We start from the raw sequence: 12,293 nt of genomic DNA, 5'->3' as shown, positions 1-12,293 counted from the left end.
TCACCCGGACCTCAAAGGAGCGAAGTGGCTAAGGTCCGGGTCTACGAACTCGCCAAGGAGTTCGGTGTCGAGAGCAAGGTCGTCATGGCCAAGCTCCAGGAACTCGGTGAATTCGTCCGTTCGGCGTCTTCGACCATCGAAGCGCCGGTTGTACGCAAGCTGACCGACGCCTTCCAGGGTGGCAACGGCAAGTCCGCCAAGCCCGCCCCGCGCAAGGCTTCCCCCAAGCCCGCCTGCGCCGGAGAGGGCGCGGCGGGCTTGGGGGAAGCCTTGCGCGGGGCGGGCTTGGCGGACTTGCCGTTGCCACCCTGGAAGGCGTCGGTCAGCTTGCGTACAACCGGCGCTTCGATGGTCGAAGACGCCGAACGGACGAATTCACCGAGTTCCTGGAGCTTGGCCATGACGACCTTGCTCTCGACACCGAACTCCTTGGCGAGTTCGTAGACCCGGACCTTAGCCACTTCGCTCCTTTGAGGTCCGGGTGAAGCCGGACCGTCGCTAGTTCATGGGCGTACTCATCGCGTACTCATCGAGTGCTCATCGCAATCTCGACCTGCTTTCGACTCGCGAGGTACCAGGCCGCACGGTGTTCCGTACGGCATGTCTTACGGCGTTGCCTTCTCGGCAACTGTTGCCTGCTCGACGTGTCGGCGCAACGCCTTTGTGTCGAGCGCTCCCGGGGCGCGCAGTGCCCGCGGCAACGCCCGGCGGCGTACCGCCTGGTCGAGACAGACCAGGGCGGGGTGCAGATACGCACCCCGGCCGGGCAGCGTACCGCGAGGATCGGGGACGCAGGCGTCCTCGCTCCGCACGATCCGCAGGAGATCGTTCTTGGCCGCCCGCTCCCGGCACCCCACACAGGTGCGTTCAGGGCATGCTCCGGCGTGCGTCCGGCCAGACACGACTAAGTCTACCTCCCCGCACCGACCTCACCCCTCCGGGGGAAAGATCGAACGGCTGTTGTCCGTATCCAAGCCACTCGCGGCCTGGATCTATTCCCTGCCCGCTGCCTCGGCTGGTGCCCCGGCAACGGCCCCTTACTCCGCCGCCTGCTCGGTGTCGGGCCGGATGTCGATGCGCCAGCCGGTGAGCCGGGCGGCGAGGCGGGCGTTCTGGCCCTCCTTGCCGATCGCCAGCGACAGCTGGTAGTCCGGCACGGTCACCCGGGCGGAGCGGGCGGCCAGGTCGACGACCTCGACCTTGCTCACCCGAGCGGGTGACAGGGCGTTCGCCACCATCTCGGCCGGGTCGTCCGACCAGTCGACGATGTCGATCTTCTCGCCGTTCAGCTCGCCCATCACATTGCGCACCCGGCCGCCCATGGGGCCGATGCAGGCGCCCTTGGCGTTCAGGCCCGCGCGGGTGGAGCGGACGGCGATCTTCGTGCGGTGGCCGGCCTCGCGGGCGATGGCCGCGATCTCCACCGAACCGTCGGCGATCTCCGGCACCTCCAGGGCGAAGAGCTTCTTCACCAGGTTGGGGTGGGTGCGGGAGAGCGTCACGGACGGTCCGCGCACGCCCTTGGCGACCCGGACGACGTACGACCGCAGGCGCTGGCCGTGCGGGTAGGTCTCGCCGGGCACCTGCTCCTGCACCGGCAGGATGGCCTCCAGCTTGCCGATGTCGACCAGCACGTTCTTCGGGTCGCGGCCCTGCTGGACCACGCCGGTCACGATGTCGCCCTCACGCCCCGCGTACTCGCCGAGCGTCGCGTCGTCCTCCGCGTCGCGCAGGCGCTGCAGGATGACCTGCTTGGCGGTGGTGGCGGCGATCCGGCCGAAGCCCGAGGGGGTGTCGTCGAACTCGCGCGGCTCCTGCCCCTCCTCCAGGTCCTCGGGCTCCTCCTTCGCCCACACGGTCACATGCCCGGTCTCCCGGTTGAGCTCCACGCGCGCGTGTCGGCGGCTTCCCTCGGTGCGGTGGTAGGCGATGAGGAGGGCCGATTCGATCGCCTCGACCAGCAGGTCGAAGGAGATCTCCTTCTCCCTGACCAAGCCCCGCAGGGCGCTCATGTCGATGTCCACGGCTACGCCTCCTCTTCCTTCTTGTCCTTCTTGTCCTTGCGGTTGAACTCGACCTGCACGCGCGCCTTCTCGATCTCCGGGAAGGCGAGGCGGCGGTGGGTGGCCTTGCGGCCCTTGACGCCGGGCACCTCGACCTCGAGGCCCTCCTCGTCCACGGTCAGGATCCGGGCGACCAGCTCGCCGCCCTCGGTCAGCTGGAACTTCACGAGCCGGTCGGTGGCGCGCACGAAGTGCCGGTGCTCGGTGAGGGGGCGCTCCGCGCCGGGGGTTCCGACCTCCAGGTCGTACGCGTCCTCGCCCATCGCGTCGGTCTCGTCCAGCTTCGCCGAGAGCGCACGGCTCACATCGGCGATCGCGTCCAGGTCCGCCCCGGAGTCGGAGTCGACGACCACGCGCAGCACCCGCTTGCGTCCGACGGAGTCGACGGCGATCTCTTCGAGATCCAGCCCCTGGGAGGTGACGAGCGGTTCCAGCAGCTCTCGCAGCCTCTCGCTCTGGGTGGTGCTCATCCGGGTGACTCCTCGGCCGCGTGTGCTGTTGTGGGATGGGTCGCGTGTCTGGTCAAAGGGTATCCGGTCGCAGGGAGTGTTGCCGTCCACCTGTGGACGGCCCGGACCGGGCGGCAGGCGGCGGGACGGGTGAGCCCCGGTGGTGGCGGACGGTGCCGGTGAGTGGCTTCGGACAGGTGCGCGGGTACGGTGATCACGGGCGGGCCGTCGGCCGCTCATCGTGTTGTCGTAGCTCTTCTTGTCGTAGCTCTTCTTGTCGTACGAGTTCTCCGAGGACGTCTGCCGTGCCGTACCCCTCGCCACCGCGCATCCCCCCGGGGCCCCGCCGAAGAACCCTGCTCGCCTCGGCCGCCGGCGCCGCCCTGCTCACCGGCTGCACGGCCGGCGCGGACTCCGGTGGCACCGGCCCCTCGGCCACCGTCCGGGCCCGCGCCCGGGCGGCCGCGGACAGCAAGGCGCTGCTGGCGCGCTACGACGAGCTGTTGGACGTACCGGGCGAGCCGGCGCGGCTGCTGGCCTCGGTGGCGGCGGCCGGGGCGGCGCACGCGTACCTGCTGACGACGGGGGGCACCAAGTGAGCGACGAGTCCGGACGGTCGGCCGAACTGACCGCGGTGCAGGCCGCGTTGGCGGCGGAGCACGCGGCGGTGTACGGGTACGGCGTGGTCGGCGGCCGGATCGACGACCGGCGCCGCACCGCGGCCAGGGCCGCCTACGACGCCCATCGGGCCCGCCGGGACGCGCTGGCGCGCGAGGTACGGGACCTGGGCGGCAGGCCGGTGGCGGCGAGCGCCGCCTACGCGCTGCCGTTCTCGGTGCGCGACCCGGCGGACGCGGCGCGGCTCGCCGCCCGGCTGGAGGAGCGGCTGGCCGGGGTCTACGCCGACCTGGTGCGGGCGGCGACCGGGACGCGGCGCGCCTCGGCCGCGGCGTCGCTGCGGGAGGCCGCGGTGCGGGCGGTGGGCTGGAGCGGGCGCGGCGTAGCCTTCCCGGGGCTGGCCGAACGGGCCGGCGAGGGGACCGGGGCGGCGGGTACGACGCCGTCGGGTTCCGCGACGGCCACCGGCTGACCACAGGATTCACGAGGAAGGGAACGGCTCGCGCATGGCTTTCGAACCGCCGCGGCGCCTGGTGCGGGCGCTCGGGGAGACGGCACCGGCCGGGGACGACTGGCTGGCCCGGCTGCCCGAGGCGGCCGAAGCGGCCGTGGCGCGGCGGGGGTTGACCGTCGAGCGGGTGCAGGTGCCGGGCGGCCGCAGCAGCCTGGTGGTGCTGGTACGGCTGCCGGACGGTGCGCCGGCCGTGCTGAAGCTGGCCCCGCCGCGGGCCCGGCCGGAGAGCGAGCGGGCGGCGCTGGCGCACTGGGGCGGACTGGGCGCCGTGCTGCTGCTGTCGGCGGACGCGCGGGACGGCGCGGAAGGGGTGCTCGTCCTCGAACGGCTGCACCCGGACGTCTCGGTGCGCTCGCTGCCGGAGGCGAAGGCCCTGCTGGAGGCGGCGGGCACGCTGCGCCGGCTGTGGGTGACGCCGCCCGCGGGCCATGCCTTCGAGACCGTGGCGGAGCGCACCGGGCGGCAGGCGGTGGCGATGTCGGCGGACGCGGAGCGGCAGCCGGAGCTGGCCCCGCTCGTCGACGCGGCGCTGGCGGCGCGGGAGGCGCTGCTGGCGGATCCGCCGGAGGAGCGGCTGCTGCACGGCACGTTCCGGCAGAGCAAGGTGCTCGCCGGGGACCGGATGCCGTGGCTCGCGGTGGGGCCCGATCCGGTGGTCGGCGAGCACGCGTTCGACCTGGCGCGGCTGGTGCGCGACCGGGTGGAGGACCTGATCGCCTCCCCTTCGGGCGCGTCCATCACCCGGCGCCGGATCAAGCGGCTCGCGGAGTCGCTGGAGGTGGACCAGGAGCGGCTGCGCGGCTGGACGCTGTTCCGTGCGGTGGAGTCCGGGGTGCGGGCGCTGCGGGTGGGACGTCCGCAGGACGGGGAGCTGCTGCTGGAGTTCGCCGGGTGGCTGTAGCCGGCGCCGCGCGGTGAGCGGGCCGCAGGGTGCACGAAGGGCCCCCGCGCCCCTTGGGCGGCGGGGACCCTCGTCCGGTGTCAGGCCGTGAGCCGCGCGATCGCGTCCTCCACCGACAGCTCCTCGCGCTCGCCGCTCCTGCGGTCCTTCAGCTCCAGGACGCCCTCGGCCGAGCGGCGGCCGGCGACGAGGATCTGGGGCACGCCGATCAGCTCGGCGTCGGTGAACTTGACGCCCGGGGAGACGCCGGCGCGGTCGTCCACGAGGACGCGCACGCCCGCGGCGGCCAGCTTCTCGGCGACGTCGAGGGCCAGCTCGGTCTGCAGGGCCTTGCCGGCGGCGACCACGTGGACGTCGGCCGGGGCGATCTCCTTGGGCCAGCACAGGCCCTGCTCGTCGGCGGTCTGCTCGGCGAGCGCGGCGACGGCGCGGGAGACGCCGATGCCGTAGGAGCCCATGGTGACGCGGACCGGCTTGCCGTTCTGGCCGAGGACGTCGAGCTTGAGAGCGTCGGCGTACTTGCGGCCCAGCTGGAAGATGTGGCCGATCTCGATGGCGCGGTCCAGCTTCAGGCCGGTACCGCACTTCGGGCAGGGGTCGCCCTCCTGGACCACCACGACGTCCACGTAGGCGTCGACCTCGAAGTCACGGCCGGCGACGACGTTCTTGGCGTGCGTGTGCTCCTTGTTGGCGCCGGTGATCCAGGCGGTGCCGGGGGCCACGCGCGGGTCGGCGATGTAGGTGACCTTCTCGCCGAGGCCCTGCGGGCCGACGTAGCCGCGCACGAGGTCGGGGCGGCCGGCGAAGTCCGACTCGGTGACCATCTCGACGGTGGCCGGGGCGAAGTGCGCCTCGACCTTGCCCATGTCGACCTCGCGGTCCCCGGGCACGCCCACGGCGACGATCTCGCCGTCCACCTTGACCAGCAGGTTCTTCAGGGTGGCGGAGGCCGGGACGCCGAGCGAGGCGGCCAGGGTCTCGATGGTCGGGGTGTCGGGGGTGGGGATCTCCTCCAGTGCGGGCACGGCCGAGCCGTCGACCGGCTGGAGGGTGTAGGCGATCGCCTCGGTGTTGGCGGCGAAGTCGCAGTTCGGGCAGTCCGCGAAGGTGTCCTCGCCGGCCTCGGCGGGGGCCAGGAACTCCTCGGACTTGGAGCCGCCCATGGCACCGGCGGTGGCCGCGACGATGCGGTAGTCGAGGCCGAGGCGCGCGAAGACCCGCTGGTAGGCCTGACGGTGCAGGGCGTAGGACTGGTCGAGGCCCTCGTCGGCGAGGTCGAAGGAGTACGAGTCCTTCATCAGGAACTCGCGGCCGCGCAGGATGCCGGCGCGGGGGCGGGCCTCGTCGCGGAACTTGGTCTGGATCTGGTAGAGGATCACCGGCAGGTCCTTGTAGGACGTGCACTGGTCCTTGACCAGGAGGGTGAAGATCTCCTCGTGGGTGGGGCCGAGGAGGTAGTCGCCGCCCTTGCGGTCCTTGAGCCGGAACAGCTCCTGGCCGTACTCGTCCCAGCGGCCGGTGGCGTCGTACGGCTCGCGGGGCAGCAGGGCGGGGAGCAGCACCTCCTGGGCGCCGATGGCGTCCATCTCCTCGCGCACGACCCGCTCCACGTTGGCGAGGACCTTCTTGCCCAGCGGCAGCCAGGACCAGATGCCGGCGGCGGTGCGGCGGACGTAACCGGCGCGGACGAGGAGCTTGTGGCTGAGGACCTCGGCGTCCGCCGGGTCGTCGCGCAGCGTCTTCGCCATCAACTGGGACATGCGCTGGACCGGTGCGTTGGCCATGGTTCTCGTACTCCTGCCAGATATGGGTGATGGCATAGGAGGTTAGCCGGGCGTGCCGCGAGGGCGGAAATCGGTTATCGCCTGCGCAGCGGCAGGGGGGCGCCCATCACGGCGTACGGGCGCGGCGCGCTCGGGAAGTGGACCTGGCGGGCGAGATCGACGTAGCCGAGGGAGTGGTAGAGGCCGCGGGCGGGGCTGTCGGTGTCGATCGCGGAGAGGATCGAGCGGGGTTCGGCGGCGGAGTCCGTGATCGTGGTGATCAGCCGGCGGCCGATGCCCCGGTTCTGGTGGCCGGGGAGGACGTGCAGCTCGGTGATCACGAAGGAGTCGTCCAGCCAGAAGTCGTTGCCGGCCGCGCGCAGATACGGTTCGACGACGGTCGACCACCAGTGGGTGCGGGAGTTCGGCATGCCGTAGACGAAGCCGACGAGGCGTCCCCCGGTGGTCGCGCCGAGCGCGCGGGCGCCCGGGAACTGCATGTGGCGCTGCACGATCTGCCGGCGTACGGCGACTTCGTCCGGGCCGAGGCCGAACGCCACCGCTTGGACCGCCAGTGCCTCGTCCACGCGGGCGGCCAGGTCCAGGGGGGCGATCGTGAGATCCATGCGGGGAGGGTACCGGGGTTCAGAACAGCACACTCATGAAGGCGCCTATCTCCTGGAATCCCACCCTGCGGTAGGTGCGGCGCGCGGCGGTGTTGAAGTCGTTGACGTAGAGGCTGACCACGGGGGCCACGTCGGCCAGGGCGTAGCGCAGGACCGCGGCCATGGCGGGGGCGGCGAGACCCTTGCCCCGGTGCTCGGGGGCCACCCACACGCCCTGGATCTGGCAGGCCTGGGGGGTCGCCGCGCCGATCTCGGCCTTGAAGAGGACCTTGCCGTCCTGGTCGAGGCGGGCGAAGGAGCGCCCGGAGCCGACGAGTTCGGCGACCCGCGCCTGGTAGAGCAGTCCGCCGTCGCCGGCCAGCGGGGAGACGCCGACCTCCTCGGTGAACATCGCCACGCAGGCCGGCATGATCGTCTCCATCTCGTCCTTGCGGACACGGCGGACGTAGGGGTCCGGGGCGATGGTGTCGGGCATGCGGTCGGTGACCATCAGCGGCTGGCGGGACCTGACCTCGCGGGCGGGGCCCCAGTGCGGCTCCAGCAGGTGCCAGAGCTCGGCGGTGGTGTCGGCGGGGCCGACGATGGAGGAACAGCGGCGGCCGGCCCGCCGGGCGCGCTCGGCGAAGGCGCGCACGGCCCGCGGGGTCGCGCAGATCGGGACCAGGTTGGCGCCCGCGTAGCACAGGGACGTCAGCATGCCGTCCTCGTACCAGCCCCACATCTCGCCGCCGAGGCGCCAGGGGTCGAGCCCGGCGACCCGGACGCGCGCGGTCACGAAGGCGTTCGCGACCGGCTCGCGGTCGAGAACGGCGAGCGCGGCGTCGAGGTCGCTCGGATCGAGCACCCGTGAGGTGGTCTGGGTCAACAAGTGCGGGGGCCTCACTCTGGGCTTGGTGCTGGTCTCCGCACTATAGCCGCGCCGCCTTTGCCGTGTGCCGCCCGGCTCGGGGGCCGGGGTCCCGCCGGGGGCGGCCCCCGGCGCCGGGCGGGCGGACTCGCTACTGCTGGGTGGCGGCGTTGATCTGGCGGTCCTGCTGGTACGAGTGCTGGGCCCATCCCGCGATCTTGCGCAGCTCGGCCTTGAGGCCGTCCCAGGTCTTCATCGAGTCCCCGATCAGGCGGATCTCCATCGGGATCACGTTCGCGCCCTCGACCCCGTGCGGGGCGATCTCGTTCATCCCTCCGAACACCTGCTGCTGGGACACCGGCGGGGCGGCGCCCAGTGCCGACTGCGCGTAGGTCTCCAGGGACACCGGGTCGAGACCGGGGAGCGCGCGTTCGGCGTTGTCGAAGAACGTGGCCTGCTGCCCGGTCGCCGTCGTCTCGTGGAACGCGGACAGCCGCTCGATGATGTCGTCGTGGTTCGCCGCCAGATAGGCCCTGATCTCGGGGTCGAGCAGCTGGAACGTGTCGCTCAGCCGCGAGCGGGAGAGGAACATGGTCCAGTTCTTGATCTGCCCTTGGGGCGAGGCGAAGCGGTCGCCCTCCCCCTGTTCGACGGCGACGTAGTCCGCCACGGCGGCGACCTGCGTGTAGACGAGCTGGAGGTAGCCGTCGAGCGCCGTGGTGTCGAGCGCCGACCCGGTCGCCTGCGAGAAGCGCGCCACCTCCGCCGCCGCGAACGGCCGGGCCTGGTTCAGCCGGTGCTGGGCGTCCGGCAGCACGGTCCGCTTGCCCTGGGCCTCCCGCGCTTGCGCGTCGGCCCGGTAGAGGTCGAAGAACAGCGGCATGCCGGCCAGCGGCACGCCGATGGAGTAGTGGACGAACAGGCCGTCCCCCATGCCCGGTTGGCCGGCGCTCTCGGTGTAGCCCTCGCTGCTGAGGGTCACGCCCTTGGTCAGCAGCCGCAGGTCCAGCTTCAGCGCCGACAGGCGGGTCCCCTCGGTCGCCGCGTAGAACCCGTCGCTCACCCGCCTGATCTCGTCGGCGATCCGGTCCAGTTCGTCCGGCCCCGCCTGCGCCTTGGTGCCCACCACCTGTACGGCGCCGGTGACGAACTCGATGTTGGAGTAGGCGCCGCCGCCGGCGAGGCCGCGCGAGTCCGAGACGACCTTGAAATCCGCCCGCTTGCTCTCGGCGATGTCGGTGTCGCCGGGCAGCTTCTCGCCCTTCTGGGACTTGACCCGCTTGTCCCGCTCGGCCTCGAACCCCATCATGCGCTGGACGGCGTGCCCGGCACCCGCGCCGGCGTCGGACGGCGCGGCGGGAGCGGCCGCGTGGTCCCCGGCCGGCCGGGACATCACCCGGGTGGCGACCTGCTCCGCCTCGCGCTCGAACCGGTCCGACGGATGCGACACCGAGAGCCCTGCCCCGTTGTCGGTGCCCGCCACCGGGCCGCTGCGCTGCTGGACGACGTGGACCAACTCGTGGGCGAGGGTGTGCCGGTCCCGGCCGCCCTCGCCGACGACCACGTGGTTGCCCGAGGTGTAGGCGCGCGCGCCGATCTCCTGCGCCGACCGCCCGGCCGCCGGGCCGGTGTGGATGCGGACGTCGGAGAAGTCCGCGCCGAGCCTCGCCTCCATGTCCGCCCTGGTCGCCCCGTCGAGCGGCCGCCCCGGCGAACGCAGCACGTCGTGCACGGCCGACCGCTGGACGGGGTGCTCGTCGGCGGCGGCCGGGTCCTCGCGCTCGTGTCGCTGGGCCAGCATCCTGACCACGGCGGCATTGCCGATCGCGCGCTGGAGCGCCGGCAGTCCGGCCGGCGGCAGCGGGACCGCCGGCTCGGCCGCCCTGGCACCGCCGGCCGGCCGGGCCGCCCGTCCGGCGGACTCCCGCGAGTCCTTGCCCTCCGGTTCGTGACGTGCGTGCATGATCAGCTCCGTCCGTTCGAGTTCGCGCACCGATGCCGCAGCACGTGCCTATCCCGGTCGGCCGTCCGCGCACCAGGGCGGCAAGGGCAGACCCGAGGGCAAACCGAGACCGCCCGGGTACGACGGAGTCCCGCCACCGCGGGGTGACGGGACTCGGGAAAGGCGGAGGGTCAGCCCGCGACCGAGACCGACGGCTCGCCGGACTCCACGCCCTCGTCCTGCATCTTCTCGGCCAGCTTCATGGCCTCCTCGATGAGGGTCTCCACGATCTTGGACTCGGGGACCGTCTTGATGACCTCGCCCTTGACGAAGATCTGGCCCTTGCCGTTGCCGGAGGCGACGCCGAGGTCGGCCTCGCGGGCCTCGCCGGGGCCGTTGACGACACAGCCCATGACGGCGACGCGGAGCGGGACCTCCATGCCGGTCAGGCCGGCGGTGACCTCTTCGGCGAGCTTGTAGACGTCCACCTGGGCCCGGCCGCAGGAGGGGCAGGAGACGATCTCCAGGCCGCGCTGGCGCAGGTTCAGGGACTCCAGGATCTGGATGCCGACCTTGACCTCCTCCACCGGGGGCGCGGAGAGCGAGACCCGGATGGTGTCGCCGATGCCCTGGGAGAGGAGGGCGCCGAAGGCGACGGCCGACTTGATGGTGCCCTGGAAGGCGGGGCCGGCCTCGGTGACGCCGAGGTGGAGGGGGTAGTCGCACTGCTCGGCGAGCTGGCGGTAGGCCTCGATCATCACGACCGGGTCGTTGTGCTTGACGGAGATCTTGATGTCGCGGAAGTCGTGCTCCTCGAAGAGGGACGCCTCCCACAGCGCCGACTCGACCAGCGCCTCCGGCGTGGCCTTGCCGTACTTCTGGAGCAGGCGCTTGTCCAGGGAGCCCGCGTTGACACCGATGCGGATCGGGGTGCCGTGGTCCTTGGCGGCCTGGGCGATCTCCTTGACCTGGTCGTCGAACTTCTTGATGTTGCCGGGGTTGACGCGGACCGCGGCGCAGCCGGCCTCGATGGCGGCGAACACGTACTTGGGCTGGAAGTGGATGTCCGCGATCACCGGGATCTGCGACTTGCGGGCGATGGTGGCGAGGGCGTCGGCGTCGTCCTGGGTGGGGCAGGCGACGCGGACGATCTGGCAGCCGGACGCGGTCAGCTCGGCGATCTGCTGGAGGGTGGCGCCGACGTCGGAGGTGCGGGTGGTGGTCATCGACTGGACCGAGACAGGCGCGTCCCCGCCGACCGGCACGCTTCCGACCTGGATCTGCCGGCTCTTGCGGCGCTCGGCGAGCTTGGTCGGAACGGACGGCATGCCGAGAGAAATCGCAGTCATCTGCTGTGCAACCCCAAGTCGTGGATCAAGGTCCGGTCCCGTGATACGGCGGGCTCCGAGATCCGAGATTACGGCACCGGCGTACGCCCCGGCACATCCCACCCGCGAAACCCACTCGTTGGAATGCGGCCCGGAATGTCCCCGCGTCCCGGGCCGCTCGGCTCCCGGCGGTTAGTAGGACTCCGTTAGGTCTCTGTGGTTCTGGCTGCTCGGTGTCTGGTCCGGATGCGGGGGACGGGCTGGTGGCAGGTGGCACACATGCCGCTCCAGCAGTTCAGCAGGTCTTGGAGGGCGTCGAGGATCTGGTAGAGGGTGAGTCCGGCGTGTCGGCTTTTGGGGACAGTCGCTGCTCGGTGAGGAAGGCGTGGGCGGCGGTGACGAGGGTGGCGTGGTGGTGCCAGCCCGTCCAGGAGCGGCCTTCGAAGTGATCCAGGCCCAGGCCGTGTTTGAGTTCGCGGTAGTCGTGCTCGATGCGCCAGCGGACCTTTGCCAGGCGGACCAGGTCCGCGACCGGGGTGTCCTCGGGGAGGTCGGACAGCCAGAACCGGGTCGGGCGGTCGTCGCCGTCGGGCCATTGCGCCAGCAGCCACACATCGGGCAGGACGCCGTCCCACTCCTGCTGTCCGGCTGCCGCTGCGGCCTTGGCGATCTGCCGTGAGCGCCTGCCTGCCGGCCGTACCCGCTCCATGAGGAAGCGGGAGGTCATCGGCCCGCTTGCTCCCTCTCGCCAGGTGACCTCAGTGCACTGGGAAGGCCCCGCCTGCCCGGCGAACTCGCCCACGGACACTGCAGGCTGCCGATAGCGGGACTGGGGCCGACGGCCGTTCCCCGACCAGGCAGGCACGGTGGGCTGGGCGTCCAGCGGTTGAACCGCCAGGTCGGCGCGGACACCGACCACGAAGGGGATGCCCCGGTCGGCCACCGCAGCCCTGAAGTCAGCGTTCTGCCCGTATCCGGCATCAGCCACCACCAGTGGAGGCGTCAGCCCCCATCCGGCCAGCTCATCGAGCATGTCCAGGGCCAGGCGCCACTTCTCGCGGTGCCCCACCCCCTCCGGGACCCCGGCCGCCCGGCGCCGCTCTGAGTCCTGCTCCCAGTCCTTGGGCAGGAACAGCCGCCAGCCCAGGGGGGCGGACGCGGCATCGGTGACGGCGTGCACGCTCACCGCAACCTGGCAGTTCGCCTGCTTGCCCAAAGCGCCGCAGTACTGATGTGCCACTC

12 protein-coding genes and 1 pseudogene are annotated in these 12,293 nt (G+C 72.0%); 3 read left to right on the top strand and 10 right to left on the bottom strand.

All coding sequences use genetic code 11. From position 1 onward, the window contains the following. Positions 1 to 200: 200 nt before the first annotated feature. From FRZ03_RS00605 to rimP, 4 genes and pseudogenes are all read right to left on the bottom strand, one after another. A pseudogene (locus FRZ03_RS00605) lies at positions 201 to 461 on the bottom strand (translation initiation factor IF-2 N-terminal domain-containing protein); the annotation flags it as partial. A gap of 144 nt (positions 462 to 605) precedes the next feature. Beyond that, positions 606 to 902, bottom strand: a complete 297-nt coding sequence (locus FRZ03_RS00600; RefSeq protein ID WP_146463015.1) for a YlxR family protein — start codon at positions 900 to 902, stop codon at positions 606 to 608. 135 nt (positions 903 to 1,037) lie between these two features. Continuing rightward, the gene (gene nusA / locus FRZ03_RS00595) at positions 1,038 to 2,024 is read right to left on the bottom strand and encodes a transcription termination factor NusA (protein ID WP_146463014.1); all 987 of its coding nucleotides are present in this window, start codon (positions 2,022 to 2,024) and stop codon (positions 1,038 to 1,040) included. Between the two features lie 2 nt (positions 2,025 to 2,026). After that, positions 2,027 to 2,533, bottom strand: a complete 507-nt coding sequence (gene rimP, locus FRZ03_RS00590; RefSeq protein ID WP_146463013.1) for a ribosome maturation factor RimP — start codon at positions 2,531 to 2,533, stop codon at positions 2,027 to 2,029. A 284-nt stretch (positions 2,534 to 2,817) separates the two neighbouring features. Between rimP and FRZ03_RS00585 the strand changes: the two genes are divergently transcribed. Genes FRZ03_RS00585 through FRZ03_RS00575 form a run of 3 tightly spaced genes read left to right on the top strand, consistent with a single transcriptional unit; the run spans position 2,818 to position 4,545 of the window. Beyond that, a complete protein-coding gene (locus FRZ03_RS00585) occupies positions 2,818 to 3,111 on the top strand; it encodes a hypothetical protein (RefSeq protein WP_146463012.1) in 294 nt (97 codons plus the stop codon). Continuing rightward, on the top strand, positions 3,108 to 3,602 hold the full coding sequence (locus tag FRZ03_RS00580) for a ferritin-like domain-containing protein (RefSeq protein ID WP_146463011.1): 495 nt from the start codon (positions 3,108 to 3,110) through the stop codon (positions 3,600 to 3,602). The genes FRZ03_RS00585 and FRZ03_RS00580 overlap by 4 nt, the downstream gene beginning before the upstream one ends. 34 nt (positions 3,603 to 3,636) lie before the next feature. Further along, positions 3,637 to 4,545 carry an aminoglycoside phosphotransferase family protein gene (locus FRZ03_RS00575; RefSeq protein ID WP_146463010.1) on the top strand — a complete coding sequence of 303 codons (909 nt, stop codon included), beginning with the start codon at positions 3,637 to 3,639 and terminating at the stop codon, positions 4,543 to 4,545. 80 nt (positions 4,546 to 4,625) lie between these two features. Here the strand turns inward: FRZ03_RS00575 and FRZ03_RS00570 are convergent, their stop codons facing one another. From FRZ03_RS00570 to FRZ03_RS00545, 6 genes are all read right to left on the bottom strand, one after another. After that, the gene (locus tag FRZ03_RS00570) at positions 4,626 to 6,329 is read right to left on the bottom strand and encodes a proline--tRNA ligase (RefSeq protein ID WP_146463009.1); all 1,704 of its coding nucleotides are present in this window, start codon (positions 6,327 to 6,329) and stop codon (positions 4,626 to 4,628) included. Between the two features lie 74 nt (positions 6,330 to 6,403). Then, a complete protein-coding gene (locus FRZ03_RS00565) occupies positions 6,404 to 6,934 on the bottom strand; it encodes a GNAT family N-acetyltransferase (protein WP_146463008.1) in 531 nt (176 codons plus the stop codon). Between the two features lie 19 nt (positions 6,935 to 6,953). Further along, positions 6,954 to 7,802: a GNAT family N-acetyltransferase gene (locus FRZ03_RS00560; protein WP_146463007.1), complete on the bottom strand. Its 849-nt coding sequence runs from the start codon at positions 7,800 to 7,802 to the stop codon at positions 6,954 to 6,956. A 130-nt stretch (positions 7,803 to 7,932) separates the two neighbouring features. Next, positions 7,933 to 9,744, bottom strand: coding sequence for an eCIS core domain-containing protein (locus tag FRZ03_RS39930; protein WP_261398444.1), 1,812 nt, complete (start codon positions 9,742 to 9,744; stop codon positions 7,933 to 7,935). Positions 9,745 to 9,914: 170 nt separating this feature from the next. Continuing rightward, a complete protein-coding gene (gene ispG, locus FRZ03_RS00550; protein WP_146463006.1) occupies positions 9,915 to 11,072 on the bottom strand; it encodes a flavodoxin-dependent (E)-4-hydroxy-3-methylbut-2-enyl-diphosphate synthase in 1,158 nt (385 codons plus the stop codon). 274 nt (positions 11,073 to 11,346) lie between these two features. Continuing rightward, positions 11,347 to 12,293, bottom strand: a 947-nt coding sequence (locus FRZ03_RS00545; protein WP_146463005.1) for an IS701 family transposase, incomplete at its 5' end; no start/stop codon positions are given.

The organism is Streptomyces misionensis, from assembly GCF_007896895.1.
Taxonomy (GTDB): Bacteria; Actinomycetota; Actinomycetes; order Streptomycetales; family Streptomycetaceae; genus Streptomyces; species Streptomyces misionensis_A.
Note: the sequence above shows the minus strand (reverse complement) of the source record. Positions and strands in the feature narration are given on the sequence as shown.